This is a genomic window from Deltaproteobacteria bacterium (genome assembly GCA_016219225.1).
Classification (GTDB): Bacteria; Desulfobacterota; RBG-13-43-22; order RBG-13-43-22; family RBG-13-43-22; genus RBG-13-43-22.
Map to the genome: position 1 here is coordinate 1 of JACRBX010000316.1, position 18,053 is coordinate 18,053.

Below are 18,053 nucleotides of genomic sequence, written 5' to 3' on the forward strand. Positions count from 1 at the left end.
CTGGATATAAGTCAGCCACTTCTTGAAACGCTCAAAATAATCCGTGCCGTATTTCTGGTCGATTTCATAGGTCACCGAATAGGTGGCATTGATACCGTCCAACCCCACACAACGTTGAAAGCAGGACCCGGTCTTCCGGCCCAGGGCACGCAGCAATTTGGCTTTTTTAATTAAATCTTCCACATTCTGGTGGATATGGGTGAAGCGGCTGATGGTCTCACCGGTCAAATGGGAGGTGACTGTCGCCAGGTCCTTATATTCCGGATCATTGGCCAGGGCATAAGTCATGGCTGCGGCCCGCACATGGGGGGCCGTGGCCGGATGACGGGTGACATCCTTGATTCGCTTGCCTTTGTAATAGATCAAATGGTCCAACGTACTCAAGCTTTTGATATAATCCTGAGTTGTTTTCATCTTCATTACCGATTATCTCCTTGAATTTATGTCAATATTATCTTGAGACAGTTAATATTACTCTATGATTACCATTAAGACTGTCATCGAGGTCATTGTATTACGCCAAATATGCATCTTAGATTAAATTGCTTTAACCTTATATTTACGTCCCAAGGCATCTGCTGCAACGATAGCGGCATAGGTCATGTTTTGATCAACTGCAAAAGATTCGTTGTGGATAAACTGCCCTTCTGCACAAGCTGCTTCAGCGACCATCATAAGATCCTTGCGACTAAGATTATCATAGCTCAGATCTCCCAATGTGACGGGAAGCCCAACATCGACACAGAACTTCATTACTTCTTCAAGTTGACTTGTAGGGCTGTTCTCAAGAATCAACTGAACCAACGTACCGAATGCAACATATTCTCCATGCCAGTTTTTGTGATGATCATCCAGCACGGTAAAACCGTTGTAAATTGAGTGAGCACATGCGCAGCCATTACTCTCAAAGCCAACGCCACTCAAATAGATATTTGCTTCCACCACATTTTCAACAGCATTCGTTACAACCTTTTTTTCCGCTGCCAATTTGGCTTTCAAACCATCCTGAATAAGAATATCATAGCAGAGCTTGGCAAGGGCCAACGCTGCTTTGGTTGATTTGCCTCCCGCAAAATTCTTGGTATCGCTTTTTGCGCAGGCCATGGCCTCAAAATACGTCCCCAATGCGTCCCCCATCCCCGCTACTAAAAACCTTATCGGGGCATTGGCAATAATACCCGTATCTACCAGGACAATTTCTGGATTTCTTGGAAGGGCGACCCACCAGTCAAATACGCCCTTGTCAGTATAGATGACAGATAGGGAACTGGTAGGCGCATCTGTAGAGGCTATTGTGGGCACAATAACCAAGGGGCTTTTTACATAGTAGACAATTGCTTTGGCAGTATCAAGTGCTTTCCCTCCACCTAAACCCACAACCACATCACAATTATTTGCCTGAAATATTTCCTTCAGTCTGCTTATTTCAGTATTGGAACACTCACCATTGAATTTCTCGAACACCAGTTTTGCACCACTATCCTTGAAGCTTTCTTCAATGGTCCCCTTCGCGCTTGCCATAGCATTTGAACCGGCAATGAAGAAAAAAGTATTTCCCAAATGCGAAATATGATCCTTTATTCTGCTGAGTTCCCCGTCCCCCTGGATATATTTAACCGGTGATATCAATATCCTCGCCATTATTATTTTCTCCTTTCTTTTTAATCTTTTAACAATGCCTTGATTTTGCAAAAGTGTCGGAGGTTCTAGATTCGAGACGTCCGGGATAAAGCTGTAAAAGTATACCGCGAGATCTGGACAACGAAGAAAATGCGGCCTCCCAGACTTTCCCGAAGGGTAAAAATTGATCGATAATTTCCTTGATGCTGGACTTCACCCTATGAGAACGTTTATAAAACAAAACTCTTTTACTGTGTTCCGGACCCACGGATTTTTTTATTTCGGCCGTTGGCTCTTTCCAGGAGATGATTGATAAATTCGGGAATATTATAGATTTCCAGAGGCTGTTTCCGTAGCTTGGAATATCTCGTTTTGGCATTGGATAGATTTTGAACGCAGGAATTGCAACTGGTCAATAAAATATCCGCTCTGCATTCTATGGCCTCTTCCAGGCGGGCGCGAGCCAAAGCGATGGAGTTGGAGGGATAAGCTCCGCGCATACCTCCTCCCGCACCACAACAAAGGGAATCGCCCCGATTGTGAGTCATTTCAACATAGTCAGGTGTAATTTTTTGGATGATCTCCCGGGGCTCTTCATAAATTCCGGAATGTCGTCCCAGGTCGCAGGGATCATGGTAGGTCAACCGCTTTTCCGTAGTTACTCCGAAATCGATATCTTTCAAAAATTGAACCAGATGGACTACTTTGATATCTTTGGTTCTTAATATCTCGTATTGCGGCAGTCTGAAAGTCCGAAAGCAATAAGGACAGGCAGTAACAACCGTTTCTGCTCCGGTTAACAAAATCGATTGCAGGTTTTGATTAACCAAATTCTCATGAACGCGATACCCGACATCCTCCAATACACCGCTGCAGCAAACCTCGTCCAGCAAAGTGTAGTCGATGTTCAATCGATCCAGCAGTGCCAACGTCTGCCGGGTAGAATCTATACTTCGATAGGATCCGACACAGCCGATAAAAAAGACCACTTCGGCCTTTTTATTTTTTTCTTGGCCGAAATCGGGCGGGATCATTTCTCCATATATATTGGTTTGCTTCAGAAGGATCTCATTTAACCCTTGGAAAGCGGGGTGGAAGGCGCCCAACTGCACCATATCCTTTCTGACCTGTTTAATAATTTCAGGAACATCCACCCCGGCCGGACAACTTTTGGCGCAACGGGCACAGGTCGTACACTGGAAGAGAGTCTCAACAAGCTCCTGATCCAAGGCCACCGTACCCTCAATCACCTCTTTCAACACCAGCATTTTCCCCCTGGCGTTTAAGGCGGGACGGAGGGTTAAGCCAAAGACCGGACAGACAGCCTGGCAATACCCGCAGGAGGAGCATTTTAGGACCAACTCCCCGAATTTTTCTATAAACCTATGTCTGGGATCCATTTAGACCTCCAAGCCCATTTTGCCTGGATTTAGAATATTATTCGGATCAAACATCTGTTTGACTTCCCTCATGACCCGCATGGCCACCGGGCTATGTTCCAGGGGCATAAATGGAGCCTTTGCTAAACCAATGCCATGCTCCCCGGTAAGGGTCCCGCCCAAATGAATAGCCAGTTGGAACAATTCTTCAGAGGCTTTTTCGGCCCGTGATTTTTCCTCGGCATTACGGCCGTCAAAAATAATATTGGGATGCAAATTTCCATCGCCCAGATGCCCCAGGGTAGCAATCAGGACATGGTTCCGCTCACCGATTTCCTGGGTGCCGATCAGCAATTCTGGTACTCGGCTGATCGGAACGGTCACATCCTCGGCAATCATGTTAAAGCTGAGCCGATAGAGAATTCCCCCGATTCCCCGCCGGGCTGTCCATAATTTTTCTATCTCTTCCCGGGAGTCGGCTTGGGCCACCTGGCTGGCATGGTTCTTTTTAAAAACCTCCACAACTTTTCCAATCAGATATCCGGTTTCTTCTCGGGTGTAGCCGTCCGCCTCGGCTAAAACCATGGCAGCCGCCTCCGGCAGATTCTGGCCGCCATGCCGGTTAAGCACCATTAGACATTGTTCGTCTAATATTTCGAGAACCGAGGGGGTAATGCCGGAACGCATTATTTCGCTGATGGCCTCCCCTGCGTCTTTTATCTCCTGAAATGTTGCTGAGCAGGTGGCAATAGATTTTGGTTTAGGATTGATCTTTAAAGTAATTTCGGTGATCACTCCCAATGTCCCTTCCGAACCCACAAAGAGCCGGGTCAAATCGTACCCGGAAACGCATTTCATCGTCCTTGACCCTGTTTTGAGGATTTCACCGTCGGCTAAGACCACTTCCAGTCCCAATACATAATCCCGGGTGGTCCCATATTTGGCCCCCCTCAATCCCCCGGCATTTGTGGCTACATTTCCGCCCAGGGTGGCTATTTTTCCGGAAGCGGGGTCCGGGGGAAAATGAAAATCATAGGGATCCAGAGCTTTTTGTAATTGGGCATAAACAACCCCGGGCTGCACCACGACCAGTCGATCCTCGATCTTGATTTCCAGGATCCGCTTCATCCGGGCCATATCAAGGACAAGCCCCCCCTTCTCGGGAACGGCCATCCCGCTTAAACCCGTGCCCGCCCCCCGCGGAACGATCGGTACCATTTCCCGGTTGGCGAGTTTGAGGATCGCCGAAACCTGCGCGGTGTTTTGCGGCCAGACTGCGCCGATTGGCCGGTGCCGGTGCTCAGAGGCATCCTTTGAATAAGAAATCAAATCAATGAGCTTGTCGGTAACATTATTCTCACTGACAATTTCTGCAAGCTTTTGTCTTAATATCTTTTCCATTTCATGCTCTTCACTATCATATATTTATTTCTTACTTATTCGAATTATTAAAAGGAGAGATAAGGTTAAATTGATTATCAAATTCCAAAACCGACTGGGGTAAAGCGATTTCAATATCTGATCGCTTGAAGAGATCAAAGAGGCAAGTCTCTCGATATACGGTGATCCATAGCCTGTATCTCCCCCCCATCAATCCATATCGTAATTTCTTCTATATCCGCCTCCAGGTCATCAGCACTTTTCTTAGCCGAAGTTCCGACTAAACTCATTTGAGTTTGAAAAAATAGAGCGGCCTATCCGGAAATTATTGGGGTTTTCTGAATTTTGTAATGAAGTAAATTACCGCTGGCCCTTACTGGACCGAAGCTATTCGGTTTGCCAGCTCAACCCATGCAAGCCGGGTAGTGGATCGAGATCTCGTCACGATCCTGAAGCACTGTTTCCATACTTTTCTGATAGTAGACAAACATCCGGTTTTTGGTAACCAGGACATCCCTCCTAAGTCTTGTGTTATCTTCATAAAAAAGTGTTTTTCTTTGAGATTCGGTTTTGCAAATAAATTCCAACAGATCTCGTACTGTGGCCCTGTCTGGAAGTTCAACTTCCGTTTTTTCAAATTGAAAGGCATCTCGAAATCTGGAATGAAATTTTAACGTGATTTTCACGGCAATTCTTTCTAGGAACCATCCCGAATAAGATAACTCCGGGATGGTTCCTTCTTCCGGAAATACCCACTAAACAACTACTTCACAAGAAGGTCTTTCCCGAAAACTCCATCTCCCCAGTACATATCCTCTTTATAATACCACCCGAGATACTTAGCCTGGTTTTTATCAATGATGACGCGTGCATAATGAGGCAAAATGAGCTGATTTACATACATTTTCATTGAGGGTGCAGTCTGCGGCGTTACGAAAACCTGTCCCGGACCTCTGACACCATCAACTTTCAGCTTCAGCATTGCAGACTTGATTTTGTCGCTGTCTGTCATGGTGTTAGCATTCTCCACCGCTTTAGCGAGGAACAACATCTGATCATATCCGTTATCCTCCAAAAGGCCAGGGAGACGCTTATGCTTGGCCTGCATTTTATTGATAAATTCCGCGCGCATCGGATATTTTTGAGCTACTTCAAGCGGCATATCCTGGCCGGTGGACAAGCTGCCTTTCAAGCTGATCCCTTCTTTCCATAACGGATCTATGACATGGCCCCAGTTGAAGTCGTCATTGGTATTAACGAGCAGTAAGTTGCCATTAGGTCCAAAGTCATATCCCATTTCTTTAAGCGCCCGACATAATTTAAGGGTATCTTCGTAGATATAAAGACCGACGTAGATGATGTCGGGTTTGCTGGCCATCATCCGCTGCACATAGGGGGTCACATCGGTGGTTCCAATAGGATACATAGTCCCGCCAACGTACGTCAATCCCTGACTTTTGCCGAAAGTTTCAATCGCTGCTTTGGCGCCAAGATCGGCATAAACGCAGTACATTTCATCCCTTCCGTAATAGGCCACTTTCTTGTTTTTGAAAACGTACCGTTTATCAACTGCCGGATCAATACCGGCCTTCTTCAACTTTTCAGGTTTATCGGTTAACAGCCTCACAAGAGAGACGGATTCAGTCCAACCCGAGTCACCTAGCAGTACCCCGTATTTTTTCCCCAGAAACACACCAGGATAAGAAGCGACAGCCGCAACTACAAATACCTTCTTCTTTTCAGTAATCTGCTGACAAGCTTCTATAGCTTCGTTCATTCTGAGGCCAACAATTACTTTGACTTTGTCCTTATTGATCAATGAGTATGTGGCGTCTATTGCCTTCTTGGGGCTGGCTTCATCATCGAAATAAATTACTTCAATGGGCCGTTTCTTCCCCTGAACCATTACACCTCCATTTTTATTTAAGTCCGCAAGGGCGATTTCAATTCCATCTTTTTCAAGAAGGCCCATGGCTGCCATTGGCCCACTTAGGGTTAGGATCGCTCCGACCTTGAATGTTTCCGGTTGTTTCTCTGCCGCCGTGGCATTTTTCACTAAATACAGGGGGCACAGCACCATTGCCAATACAAGTAGTCCTGCCAAACAATGTCTCCACTTTTCAATTTTAACGCACATAGCACGCTCCTTTTAAATTCTTCCCCTCTATTGATTTGGGGAATTTTTTAAATATTTAAAAGCTCCACCTGATAAAGATATACGTTGCTCAGCAATACACCATACTCTCAGGCACCCAAATAGGCCTTCCTTATTTCTTCTTCCCTGGACATTAGATTATCCGTTGTTCCTTCTGCGACGATTCTTCCATTCGAAATGACGTAACCTCGTGTGGCCGAACCCAAGGCAAATTTGGCATTTTGCTCCACAAGCAACACTGTCAAACCTAATTGAACCAAATGTTTTATGGTTGTTGCAAGATTCTTGACAATTATTGGAGCCAAACCCAAACAAGGCTCATCCATGATCAACAACTTGGGATCATTCATTAAGGCTCGGCCAACAACCAGCATGGATTGTTCTCCCCCGCTTAAAGTCCCTCCTTTCTGTTTTGATCTTTCTTGCAATCTTGGGAATATTTGAAAAATTTCGTCCAATTTCTTTTTGTTACTTTTGGTATCATGAACATAGCCGCCCACCAGAAGATTTTCCAAAACCGTCATTTCATAAAATACCTTGCGTCCTTCCGGTACTTGTGAAATACCCAAACGCACGATATCGGATGTAGGCAGGCCTTTCAAATCTTTACCTTCAAAAGCTACTCTCCCACTTCCAATATTTATCAACCCGCAAATGCTCCGCAGAAGAGTTGATTTTCCAGATCCGTTAGGGCCAAACAAGGATACTATTTCGCCTTTTTCAACAGTCAGATCCAGACCGTGCAAAACCTCTGTTTTTCCATATCTTACAAAGATATTCTTAATGGTCAGCACATCATTCTCCCAGATATACTTCGGATACCTTTTTACTACTGATAATCTCCGAAGGAGTCCCTTCGCAGACAAGTTCGCCAAAATTTAGAACCATCACCCTGTCCGCTACACTCATGACCGCCTCTAAGTTATGATCTATCAGCAATATGGATGTCCCCGCTGTTTTTGTTTTTCTCATCAAATCCAAAACCTCTTGTGATTCAGATTGGTTTAGTCCAGCCAGCGGCTCATCCAACAGCAACAATTTAGGCTCAGATGCCAACGCAGACGCGACGGCCACTCTTTTTTTGTCAATAATGGATAATTCATTTACCGGCCTATTCATGTATTTGCTGTTAAAATTGACGAACTTTAAAACGTCTTTGAGTATGTTTGATGCACGTTCATCGGTTTCTCTTTGGCTTCTATTGATAGAAATGAGACTCAAAATATTCCTTAGACCTGTTTTGACCCGCGACGAATGGCCGATAATTATATTATCTGCGGCCGTGAGATTTTCAAAAACAGTAAGAGTCTGAAAGGTTCTTGCTATCCCCAATTTGACGATATCATGTCGGGGTAAGCCATCAAGGCTTCTTTGGCAAAAAACCACATGACCTTTGTCTGGCTTTATAAAATTGGTTAGCAGGTTGAGCAAAGTGGTTTTTCCTGCTCCATTCGGTCCGATCAAAGCTAAAATAGTCGCTTTCTCGATTTCGAAACTGACCTCCCTTATTGCATTTAGGCCTCCAAACGATTTACAAAGATTTTCCGCTTTAAGTAGGATCATCGCTTATTGTCCGGCTTAAAATAGTTTTTAACAAACCTGCAATCCCGCCCCTGAGATAGAGCATCACCAATACAATGATCAACCCATACGCCACCATGCGCCAATTACCCAGCACTTCTAAATAGAGCGACAATGTAATAAGAAGGTAAGCTCCGAAGAAGGGTCCTATGAGACTGGCCAGCCCGCCGATAATGATAATGGTTATGAATTCCGTAGACCCGGCCATGGCAAAGGAACCCGGATCAATATGACCCAGGTAAAAGCCATAGAGCACTCCTCCTAATCCAGCAAGGAGGCATGTTAAGGCAAAGCACTGGGATTTTCTCGCGTTAACGTTAACTCCAAGGGATTCCGCTAAGGACTCATTTTCTCGTATGGCAATCAGTTCCTTACCGAACTGTGACTTTACGAGCAAGGCAATACCGCTTACAACCAGGAGTACCATGAAATGAATGAAGTAGTACCAATGAATTAATTCGAATTCCAAATCATATAAACCTGGTATGATGATCCCTGCCCTAGGGAGGTTGAGTCCCATAAATCCACCGGTGACCGGAGACCAGTTATAATAAATGGAATAAAATATTTCTCCTAAAATAAGCGTCCCGATTGAAAAATATATGCCTGACAATCTAAGAATTGCCACTCCCAACAAGAGGGCAAAAAAAGCCGTCAAAATGGGAGCCACCGCTAAGCCCACCCAGAATGAAACTCCAAAGCGTTGCGCTAAAACTGCAGAGATATAGGCCCCTATCCCCACAAATGCGGCATTCCCAAAGGATACATACCCCATATACCCGGTAAGCAGATTCAACCCCGATGCTATGATAATCAAAACCCCGGTTATGGTCATCAAATGAACAATATTTTCCGGGGCGATGGCTGGAATAGCGGCATAACCCAAAAGGATAATCCCGATGATGAGGTTCTTTTTATTCAAAGCTCATTCCCCGAAAAGGCCTTTTGGCCGCAAAATGAAAATGATCAAAAGTGTGAGCATCGTGAAGGCATAAGCGAAGGTAGGGGCAACGGCAAAAGCCAAAACATTTTGTAGTACACCGACCATCAGTCCAGCTATTACAGTGCCCAGGATGCTCCCCATGCCTCCAAAAACCACGATGACAAATGCCATGATCATCGGAGAAAAGCCCATGGCCGGGTTTACCGAAGCAAGTGACCCAACCATGGAACCAGCTACCGCGGCGAAAGCGCCACCCAAAAAAAACACGGAAAAGGATACTCGATTTGTGTTAATTCCCACCAATTGGGCTGTTTCTGAATCTGAGCTTGCCGCCCTGATGGCCCGGCCAATTTTAGTCTTTTTTAGCACGGCAGCCATCGACAGAAGAATAATCAGACACAGCCCGGCCAATATTAATTTTTGTAAATTGGCATACAGGCCCCAGAACCTGAATACTTTCTGATTAGCTATGGCATGGATGTGAAGCTCTCTGGGGCCCATGATTATCCAGCCAATATTCTCTAGCGCATAATAAATCCCCAAACCAGCCACTAAAGCCACCCAATCTGCACTGCCCTTCAATTGCCGAAACACGCTCCTTTCTATGAAAACCGAAAGCCCTCCTGCCAGAACCATGGCAATGAAGGTAGCCAGATAAATATTGAATCCCAACTTGGTCGCAAATATGTGACAGGCAAAGGCCCCCCACATATAGACTGCTCCGTGAGCCAGATTAATTATGCGATAGACACCGAAAATCAAGGTAAGCCCCAAGGCAACCAAAATGTAGCTGGTGCCGGTGAGCAACCCGTTCAGTATCTGCTGACTAATTATGTCAAATGTAAACATGAAATTCTTAGTCGAAACAGCCCAGAACAGCATTGGTTACTAAAGTTTTCGCAACAGGGACCATGAAATCATTGTCGCCCAACGGCTGAGCCCCCTCAATTGCCGCCTCACCGGCACCTTCTGCAACCTCTCTGGATATTTCTTTCACGATCAAAAATTGTTCAGCAGAAACAGCACGGTACGGTTTTACATAGACCGCATTTAAACAAACCCGTGCCCCCGTAACGTGACCACCTGTGTTCCATAAAGCTGCGGCACAATTGACAATTGGAAAATCAATTGATTTCCTAAAAGCGAACTTCAAAAAAGTGCTCCTGCTTTTTTTGGGGAGTTTTGGAATGTGTATTTCGGTGACGATTTCGGCATCCCCAAGCACCGTCGTTTTCGTGACCTCAACCTGAAAAAAATCTTCAACCTTTATCCTTCTTTTCGATGTTTGTACATAGGCTCCAAGGGCCACCAAAGCCGGGGCCAGATCGCTTGGATGGACGGCCAAACACCCTTCTGGCACGCTGCCCCCGAATATGGAGTGGTATCGTTTGTCCCCTTCCCAGGCATAACATCGTCCCCCTCCTTTGCGTAAACAAGGAAAGCGATTTCCAGGGTTCCGATAATACCAGCAGCGAATGTCCTGGCTGATATTACCTCCAATCGTGCCCATCTCCCGAAGGTGAGGGGAAGCGGTTCTTCGCGCAGCCTGGGCCAAGGCCCTATATTTGTTTTTAATGGTCGGATGATGAGCAATGTCTTCCAAAACCGTCAGCGCCCCTATCCTAAGAAAGCCATCCTTTTCCTCAATTTCATTCAGGCCTTTAATCGTTTTTATATTGACCAAAGCCTCGGGATAGGTTGGAAGAATGCGGTCTTTCATCTTGCCGAGCAGATCCGTCCCTCCGGCGATCACCTTGGCCTTGCCCCGGTAGCGTTCCAGAATTGATACGGCCTCATCTATCGTCTTGGCATTAAAATGTTCGAAAGTCTTCATTAGCTTTCACCCCTAATTTTTCCTAACGCTCTTAGAATTCTGCTGGGTGTAATAGGATAATCATCGATCCATATTCCTATGGCATTGTAAACCGCCGGACCCAAGAGAGCCGGAATTATAGTCGCCACATCCTCCCCAATCCCAACCAAACCGTAAGGTCCGAAACCCAATTTGGATTCCATAAGAATGGTGTCAATCGGCCCACAATCTTCTATGGTCGCGATCTTGTAATCCAGCAAATTGCCATTGAGCATGACTCCAGTTACCGGATCATGGATCACTTCTTCCCATAAAGCCCTCCCTACACCCATGTAAGTTCCCCCGTACATCTGGCCTTCACAGGCCATGGGATTTATCGCCTTGCCGACGTCATTGACGTTGACCACTTTGGTTACGGTAATTCCTCCGGTTTCCGGGTCGACTTCCACTTCCATAAAATGGGCCTGCCGGATGAATCTTGGCCTAACTCCGCCCCGGTAGGCTCCTACCTGAACATGATAGCCATAGGCAAACATGGGTTCGCTGAAGGGCGTGCGCTCCGTTCCGTATAATTCATAAAAGACCATGGAGCCTTGATCCCCTGAAGGGCCTACGAATTCTGCCAGAGTCAGCCTTTTGGTCGGGTCTTTTTTGACGAAAATAACGCTTTCTTTGATGTCCAGATCTTCAGGCCTGCAATCTGGGAAGAAAGGCGGATAGCTGCCGCGCTGGGTTACGGCCCTAAGACTGGTAGCCGCTTTTAATATTTTTTCTCTCAAAATCCGTGCGGCATGTCTTACCGCGAAACCGTTAACGCTCATGTTAGTCGAGGAATCCGGGGTTGCGGTGAAGAAACCGGGATCAACATGGGGCCGGTAAAAAACATCCTCGATTTTCATACCTATTTCATCGGCAGCTATTTGACAGTAAGCCGTTTCGGCATTTACACCATTGTCACAACGCATTCCCAAGATTCTTAAGGTTCCGTCATTGCGCTCCAGGCGCAGAGCGATCTCTCCAGACCCGGCTGAGTCTTCCCATTCATGGTTCCATGTGAATCCTAACCCGTGCATCCGGCCATTGGGCAGCTTCCTGGCTCCGGGAGGATGCCAATTTTGGTCCCAGTTAATCGCCTTCTTTCCGGCTTGAACACAATCCCGGAGACTACTAGTATCAGGAAACCCCATTTTTTTCTTTTCTTCCCTGGCCCACTCCATGTCATGTCCGTGAACACCATCGTTTTTCATCGCTACATCAATCGGGTCAAGTCCCAAATGGGTGGCCACATGATCAAAAACCAGGGTCAGTGTATGTGTATTGGGAAGCTGCTCGCAACGGACGGCTGTATTAGGACCTTTGTTGGTAAGGGCCAGAGATCGTTTTCCATAAAGGTTTGGAATTTTTGTGCATTCTTCTAGATGCAGAACCGGCCCTTGTCCACCCCACATGGGATTGGAATAAATTGTCTCTGCTTTTACAGCCATAATGGTCCCGTCTTTTTTGGCCCCAACCTTGTAATGATGAAAGCCCTCATCCATGGACCCTCCATAAAAATCCTCTCTTCGTGTGAAAGTCCATTTAATGGGTCGTCCGGTTCTATGGGATAAGATCGCGGCACAATAATTTCCAGCCAAGTTCCAACCGAATTGAGACCATCCGCCAAAGCTGGCCCCCTGATAGAGGATGTGGAGTTCAATCCGGTTCATAGGGATTCCCCCGAACCAGGAGGATACCGCCCGTTTGACGATGTGAGGTCGTTGCTGTTTACACCAAATCTCTGGATATTCACCATTCCATCGCCAAACGCCACAAGGCCGTTCGGGGCTAATATAAGTATGTTGGGTTCGGCGGGAAGAGAAATCAAAAACCACGTCGGAATCCTGAAAACCTTTCTCAACGTCACCCCGACCCGACTCATAAACCGCTTCCAGATTGCTATCTGGAAAATCTTCAGGATTTACCAGAGGGGCACCGGGTTTCAAGCTGTCTCTCGGATCCAGGATAAAAGCACGCGTGGTCCATTCGACATTTATAAGTTCCAAGGCCTCTTCGGCAATATCCTCTGATTCGGCGGCAACGGCTGCTCCGACCTCCTCCCCTTGAAAATGGGCCACACCAGGTAAAGGCATCCTTGGAGAGACACCGTGACCGCCTAAGTCCTCTTCTACCTGGACCGAAGGATCGTCGTATCTGAGAATGGCCCGAATTCCAGGCAATGTCTCAGCTCTGCTGATGTCCATGCTTTTAATGGCGGCGTGGGGGTAGGGTGAAGTAAGAAACCGCATGTAAAGCATTCCTGGGAGTCGAATATCCATTGTGTAATTAGCATAGCCACTGGCTTTCTCGATTCCATCCAGGCGGCGCACCCCACTGTTTCCGATATTGAGTTGCCTCTCCTCCGGGAGCGGATATCGGTCGAATGTCAAATTATCCAACAGTTCTCTGGCTTTTTCTTTTTCGCTTTTAGCCATTTTCAACACCTCTCTCCTCCGCCTGCAGCTTTTTGGAAACCTGGAGAATGGCCTTGGGGTGCTGTGGATAGGTGCCACACCGGCATAGATTGCCACCTAGGGCTTCCTGAATTTCTTCCAGAGACGGATTAGGATTTCTGTCCAATAATGCCTTGGCAGTGGTCAAAAAACCGGGGGTGCAGTATCCGCATTGCATACAGTGGTTTTCCACGTAGGCTTCAATTAATGGGTGCTTGGCAGCGGCAATACCTTCCGCAGTTACAATTGATTTTCCGTCACACTCGATTGCCAGAACCATGCAGGACAAAATCGGGCGGCCATCCATAATTACCGTGCAGGACCCGCAGGCACCGCGGTCACAAAACATCTTAGGGGAAGTCAGCCCGATTACATCATGGATTAGGTAGTTCAATGTCCATTCTGGCCTTACCAAAATCTGGAATTCTTCCCCATTAATTTTCAGCCTAGTCAAACCTTCTATCAATGGATCAGGTTCCTCCCTATGCGCCTGAAGGACATGTGTTTTCAGCCTTTCAAAATTTTCACAGAGTTCTGCACAATACGGGCACAAGTACTTGCTTTTTTCCTCTTTCATACCCTCTCCAATCCTAATCCTGGTTGTAAGATGCCGGCTTTCCGGAAGACGGTATAGACTTCAGGCTCCTGAGCAATACCGATTGACTGATCCGACCTGCGAACGCTTCCCGAAAATATTGCAGACTGTCGCGCACCGGAGTAGGTGCCGACTGGCCGAGACCGCATAGTGAAGCGGAGGCCATTGGGGCACATGAGACCTCCAAAATCTCAAGGTCACCCTGGACTCCCTCGCCATTTACTAATCGGTCCAATACTTCGATTAAACATTCAATCCCTTCCCGGCATGGTGTACAAAGCCCACAGGATTCCTCGTTCAGAAACTCTATAGTTCTATAGAGGAAATCCACCATATCTCGGCTGTGGTCGAAGACGATCACGGCACCGGAACCCAAGACGGATTCATAGGCTAAGGGAATATCGATCATAGAAAAAGGAAGGACCCGCCCGGTGGAACCGCCCACCTGAACCATCATAACGTCCTCTCCCCCGGCCAAACCAATCACAAGATCCTTGAGGCTGCTACCCATCTCCAACTCATAGATCCCGGGCCGGGAGACATCTCCGCTGACACAAAAAAGCTTGGTCCCCTTGCTTTCCTTGGTGCCCATCCGGCTATACCAATCAGCCCCATTCCGGATAATTAAAGGAACATTAGCCAGAGTCTCCACATTGTTAATAATAGTTGGAAAACCAAAAAGGCCGTTTACCGGTGGAAAAGGCGGTCGAAATCTGGCCTCGCCCCTCTTTCCTTCAATTGAATTCATAAGGGCCGATTCCTCACCGCATATATAAGCGCCGGCTCCTTCCCTGATTTCGATATCCAGTTCCTCCAATAATCCGCTGTCTTCGGCCTGCCGAAGAGCATTTCGCAGGCCCTCCAGTAAATAGCGATACTCCGCGCGGAGATATATGAAGGCTTTCTCCGCCCCAATGGCGAAAGCCGAGATCGCCATCCCCTCCAACAAACTGAACGGGTCGTTTTGGATGAGAAATCGATCCTTGAAAGTGCCCACCTCACCCTCATCAGCGTTACAGATGAGATACTTTTTCTCCCCTTCGGCCCTTCCCGCCAATTCCCACTTTAACCCGCAGGGAAATCCGGCGCCGCCCCGCCCCCGCAAACCCGCCCGTTTTATCTCTTCAATGACCTGTTGGGGAGTCATAGTTTTGCGAGCCTTTCGCCAGGCCTGCAAACCCTGTTTTGCCAAATAAGTATTTATGTCCTTAGGATCGATAAGGCCGCAATTCTCGGTTAAAATTCTTTTTTCAGACACTGCTTGTTCCTCCAGTGGGGTTAATCAAATGATTTCAGGATCTTGGCAACCCTCTCCTGGTTGAGATCCCCATAGAGCACATCATCAACAAGCATGGCGGGCGACTGGTCACATGCTCCAATGCAGTTGGTCAGCTCAAAACTGAACCGGCCATCGGGCGTTGTCTCTCCCGCATTGACTCCCAGATAATCACCAATCCAAGAAGCTACCATTTCTGAGCGTTTTAAATGGCAGGGCACACTCTTACAAGATCGGACGACATGTTTGCCTTGAGGTTTTACAGAAAAGAATGTGTGGAATGTGACCACGCCGTAAACTTCGGCCACGGGAATACCGAGCCACTGAGCCATGGAAAACATAGAAGATTTAGAAACGAACCCTAATGTTCGTTGCTCTTCGGTGATCATCGCCAAGAGCGTATCCCTTTTATCTGTGGATATGCCGGTCATTTTTAGCTACTCCTTTACCCTGTTTTAGTCAGTGCGCTGGTAGGACAAAAATCAACACACACACCGCATTCCAGACACTCGGTTTTATTTAGAGTCCCATCACAATCCACAACTACTTTGGAGGAAAAACCCCGGTAAGCCATCGAGAGAATATTCTTTTTCGCGATCTCCTTGCAGGCCCTGATACAGCGCCTGCAAAGAATACATTTTGAAAGATCACGCCGAACATAAGAATTGATTTCCTCCACTGGATAAAGCCGGGGATTTTTAACCCGGAATCGAGGCAGCCCAATCTCCATCTCAGCGGCCAACCTATGGAGTTCGCAATTTCCGACATTCGAATCCATTACACAAGGCCCGGTGTGCGCGGTCAGTAACCACTCCAATACCGCTCGTCGCGCCTCCAATACCATAGGGGAGCCCGTAAATATGACCATTCCCTCGTTAATCGGGGTGTGGCAAGAAGCCACCAGACGTGGAGCACCTTTAACCTCAACCAGACAGATACGGCAATTTCCGCTGGGGGTTAATTCCGGGCTATGGCAAAGGGTGGGAATGTAAATTCCTTCATTTTTTGCTGTTTCAAAAATCGTTTTCCCCCGTTTCCCGACTATTTCCTTTTCATTGATTCTCAGGGTAATTTCTTTCATTTGCTTCCCCATTAAATATTTCTAAGATTTTAAAGAATTACCATGCCAGCCAGCCACCATCCACGGGCATTATCGTCCCATGGATAAAATCTGAAGCCGAAGAGGCCAGGAATACAACGGCTCCGGCAATATCATTCGGAACCCCCCATCTGCCGGCCGGAATACGTTTTTGGATAAGATCATAACGGTCTTTATCTTCCTGGAGCGCTTTTGTAAACCCGGTGGCGAAATACCCGGGGGCGATGGCGTTAACATTGATCCCTTCGCCGGCCCAGGCATTAGAGAAAGCTTTGGTCAGCCCCACCAGGCCATGCTTGGAAGCGGTATAGGCCGGTATATTTATTCCTCCTTGAAAGGCCAGGATGGAGGCCACCGTAATAATTTTCCCCTGTTTTTTTTTGACCATCAGCTTGGCGGCTCCCTGTGACAATATAAAATTGGCGGTGAGGTTGATTTCCAGGGTGGTATCCCAATCCGCTTCCGAAAAATCCAAGACGGGGGCCCTCGGACAAATCCCGGCATTGTTGACCAGGATATCCAGCTTATCCATTTTTTGTAAAACCGCCGGGATGACGGTCCTCGTTTCATTTCTTTTGGTCAGGTCGGCCGGATAATGGAAATATCGTTTTCCCGTTGATAGGATAGCCTTTTCGATCCCCGGATCTCCTTGGCGGCTGACTACCGCCACATCCGCCCCGGCCTCGGCTAAGGCCTGGGCGATGGCGCCGCCGATGCCTTTGGTACCGCCGGTCACCAGGGCCACCTTCCCATCTATCCGAAATGCATCCAAAATCATTGGCAGTCCTTTTTATTTAAACATTCCAAAACCAATTGGTTTCAATTTAATAAACCGAACTTTTCGATGTTCCTGTCCGCAAGGGCCTGGATCTGCCTGAGTGCTTCTGATCCCCCTTTTCCCGCAAATAAGTGTCTGAACCGTTTCTGGGGTTTTAAATAGGATTCCACCGGAATTTTTTGCTTAATTTTTCGAATGGTCTTGATTTGGCCCTCTTCCATTTCAAAGAGGGGAACCAAACCGCACTGAACCCCCAGCCTGCCGATTTCCAGGGTTTGATCGGAAGGAAAACCCCAGACAGAGGGACAGGGTGTATCAATCTGGATATATCGGGAGCCGTGGTATGTCATGGCTTTTTTGACTTTTTCCCGTAAGTCCCTAAGATAAGCGGATGAAGCAGTGGCTACGTAAGGGATCCCGTGAGCGGCTACAATAGCCGGAAGGTCTTTTTTGATTTGCCTTTTGCCCATGGAGGCCTTGCCGGCCGGTTCGGTGGTCGTCGAAGAAAATAATGGTGTGGCGCCGCTTCGTTGCCCCCCAGTGTTCATATAGGCCCCATTATCAACACAGATGTATAACACATCATCCTCACGCTCCAGCATCCCGGACAGGGCACCAAACCCGATATCGAAGGTAGACCCGTCACCACCTATGACCAGAACCCTTACACTATCCTGCTTTTGGGCTTTGAGGGCCGCGGCGACGCCGGAAGCGACGGATGGGCCATTTTCAAACAGGTGATGGATCCAGGGAACACGCCAGGGAGAAAATCCATAGGGGGAGGAAAAGGTTTCCAGACAACCGGTGGGAGTCACTACAATAACTTCCTTCCCGGTGGCCCTTAAAATGTGTCTGACCGCCAAGGCCATACCGCAACCGTGGCAGGCCCTGTGACCTGAAACGAAGTAATCTTCTTTTTTTTGGTAAGGCTTCTTTCCCATAATC

The 18,053-nt window shown here is 47.3% G+C and carries 18 protein-coding genes; all 18 read right to left on the reverse strand.

Annotation, left to right across the window (positions count from 1 at the left end):
* Positions 1 to 420 (reverse strand): 4-hydroxybutyryl-CoA dehydratase (locus tag HY879_25305; GenBank protein ID MBI5606662.1); only part of this gene is annotated, 420 nt, incomplete at its 3' end.
* Between the two features lie 117 nt (positions 421 to 537).
* Positions 538 to 1,641, reverse strand: coding sequence for a glycerol dehydrogenase (locus HY879_25310; GenBank protein MBI5606663.1), 1,104 nt, complete (start codon positions 1,639 to 1,641; stop codon positions 538 to 540).
* Positions 1,642 to 1,868: 227 nt separating this feature from the next.
* A complete protein-coding gene (locus HY879_25315) occupies positions 1,869 to 3,020 on the reverse strand; it encodes a (Fe-S)-binding protein (GenBank protein ID MBI5606664.1) in 1,152 nt (383 codons plus the stop codon).
* The gene (locus HY879_25320) at positions 3,021 to 4,400 is read right to left on the reverse strand and encodes an FAD-binding protein (GenBank protein ID MBI5606665.1); all 1,380 of its coding nucleotides are present in this window, start codon (positions 4,398 to 4,400) and stop codon (positions 3,021 to 3,023) included. It abuts the gene before it with no gap.
* Positions 4,401 to 4,783: 383 nt separating this feature from the next.
* The gene (locus tag HY879_25325) at positions 4,784 to 5,065 is read right to left on the reverse strand and encodes a MoaD/ThiS family protein (protein MBI5606666.1); all 282 of its coding nucleotides are present in this window, start codon (positions 5,063 to 5,065) and stop codon (positions 4,784 to 4,786) included.
* A gap of 77 nt (positions 5,066 to 5,142) precedes the next feature.
* Positions 5,143 to 6,516: an ABC transporter substrate-binding protein gene (locus HY879_25330; GenBank protein ID MBI5606667.1), complete on the reverse strand. Its 1,374-nt coding sequence runs from the start codon at positions 6,514 to 6,516 to the stop codon at positions 5,143 to 5,145.
* A gap of 107 nt (positions 6,517 to 6,623) precedes the next feature.
* Positions 6,624 to 7,328 carry an ABC transporter ATP-binding protein gene (locus HY879_25335; GenBank protein MBI5606668.1) on the reverse strand — a complete coding sequence of 235 codons (705 nt, stop codon included), beginning with the start codon at positions 7,326 to 7,328 and terminating at the stop codon, positions 6,624 to 6,626.
* Between the two features lies 1 nt (position 7,329).
* Positions 7,330 to 8,097, reverse strand: a complete 768-nt coding sequence (locus HY879_25340) for an ABC transporter ATP-binding protein (protein ID MBI5606669.1) — start codon at positions 8,095 to 8,097, stop codon at positions 7,330 to 7,332.
* Positions 8,084 to 9,001 (reverse strand): branched-chain amino acid ABC transporter permease, encoded by a 918-nt coding sequence (locus tag HY879_25345; GenBank protein MBI5606670.1) that lies wholly within the window; start codon positions 8,999 to 9,001, stop codon positions 8,084 to 8,086. The genes HY879_25340 and HY879_25345 overlap by 14 nt, the downstream gene beginning before the upstream one ends.
* 39 nt (positions 9,002 to 9,040) lie before the next feature.
* Complete coding sequence (locus HY879_25350; GenBank protein ID MBI5606671.1) at positions 9,041 to 9,907, reverse strand: branched-chain amino acid ABC transporter permease; 867 nt, start codon at positions 9,905 to 9,907, stop codon at positions 9,041 to 9,043.
* A 7-nt stretch (positions 9,908 to 9,914) separates the two neighbouring features.
* A complete protein-coding gene (locus HY879_25355) occupies positions 9,915 to 10,892 on the reverse strand; it encodes an FAD binding domain-containing protein (protein ID MBI5606672.1) in 978 nt (325 codons plus the stop codon).
* Positions 10,892 to 13,342 (reverse strand): xanthine dehydrogenase family protein molybdopterin-binding subunit, encoded by a 2,451-nt coding sequence (locus HY879_25360; protein ID MBI5606673.1) that lies wholly within the window; start codon positions 13,340 to 13,342, stop codon positions 10,892 to 10,894. Before HY879_25360 ends, HY879_25355 begins: the two co-directional genes overlap by 1 nt.
* Entirely contained in the window at positions 13,335 to 13,937 is a 603-nt protein-coding gene (locus HY879_25365) for a (2Fe-2S)-binding protein (GenBank protein ID MBI5606674.1), read from the reverse strand. Before HY879_25365 ends, HY879_25360 begins: the two co-directional genes overlap by 8 nt.
* 13 nt (positions 13,938 to 13,950) lie before the next feature.
* Positions 13,951 to 15,213 (reverse strand): SLBB domain-containing protein, encoded by a 1,263-nt coding sequence (locus HY879_25370; GenBank protein MBI5606675.1) that lies wholly within the window; start codon positions 15,211 to 15,213, stop codon positions 13,951 to 13,953.
* Between the two features lie 20 nt (positions 15,214 to 15,233).
* Positions 15,234 to 15,662, reverse strand: coding sequence for an NAD(P)H-dependent oxidoreductase subunit E (locus HY879_25375; GenBank protein MBI5606676.1), 429 nt, complete (start codon positions 15,660 to 15,662; stop codon positions 15,234 to 15,236).
* 14 nt (positions 15,663 to 15,676) lie between these two features.
* Complete coding sequence (locus tag HY879_25380; protein MBI5606677.1) at positions 15,677 to 16,312, reverse strand: (2Fe-2S)-binding protein; 636 nt, start codon at positions 16,310 to 16,312, stop codon at positions 15,677 to 15,679.
* Between the two features lie 37 nt (positions 16,313 to 16,349).
* Positions 16,350 to 17,114, reverse strand: a complete 765-nt coding sequence (locus HY879_25385; GenBank protein ID MBI5606678.1) for an SDR family oxidoreductase — start codon at positions 17,112 to 17,114, stop codon at positions 16,350 to 16,352.
* 35 nt (positions 17,115 to 17,149) lie between these two features.
* On the reverse strand, positions 17,150 to 18,049 hold the full coding sequence (locus HY879_25390; GenBank protein MBI5606679.1) for a pyruvate ferredoxin oxidoreductase: 900 nt from the start codon (positions 18,047 to 18,049) through the stop codon (positions 17,150 to 17,152).
* Positions 18,050 to 18,053: the final 4 nt, after the last annotated feature.

Excerpts from the sequence above, each read along its gene's own strand:
- HY879_25360 (MBI5606673.1), bottom strand. The coding sequence starts at position 13,342 with ATGGCTAAAAGCGAAAAAGAAAAAGCCAGAGAACTGTTGGATAATTTG.
- HY879_25365 (MBI5606674.1), bottom strand. The coding sequence starts at position 13,937 with ATGAAAGAGGAAAAAAGCAAGTACTTGTGCCCGTATTGTGCAGAACTC.
- HY879_25320 (MBI5606665.1), bottom strand. The coding sequence starts at position 4,400 with ATGGAAAAGATATTAAGACAAAAGCTTGCAGAAATTGTCAGTGAGAAT.
- HY879_25390 (MBI5606679.1), bottom strand. The coding sequence starts at position 18,049 with ATGGGAAAGAAGCCTTACCAAAAAAAAGAAGATTACTTCGTTTCAGGT.
- HY879_25375 (MBI5606676.1), bottom strand. The coding sequence starts at position 15,662 with ATGACCGGCATATCCACAGATAAAAGGGATACGCTCTTGGCGATGATC.
- HY879_25315 (MBI5606664.1), bottom strand. The coding sequence starts at position 3,020 with ATGGATCCCAGACATAGGTTTATAGAAAAATTCGGGGAGTTGGTCCTA.
- HY879_25355 (MBI5606672.1), bottom strand. The coding sequence starts at position 10,892 with ATGAAGACTTTCGAACATTTTAATGCCAAGACGATAGATGAGGCCGTA.
- HY879_25330 (MBI5606667.1), bottom strand. The coding sequence starts at position 6,516 with ATGTGCGTTAAAATTGAAAAGTGGAGACATTGTTTGGCAGGACTACTT.
- HY879_25310 (MBI5606663.1), bottom strand. The coding sequence starts at position 1,641 with ATGGCGAGGATATTGATATCACCGGTTAAATATATCCAGGGGGACGGG.
- HY879_25350 (MBI5606671.1), bottom strand. The coding sequence starts at position 9,907 with ATGTTTACATTTGACATAATTAGTCAGCAGATACTGAACGGGTTGCTC.
- HY879_25340 (MBI5606669.1), bottom strand. The coding sequence starts at position 8,097 with ATGATCCTACTTAAAGCGGAAAATCTTTGTAAATCGTTTGGAGGCCTA.
- HY879_25380 (MBI5606677.1), bottom strand. The coding sequence starts at position 16,312 with ATGAAAGAAATTACCCTGAGAATCAATGAAAAGGAAATAGTCGGGAAA.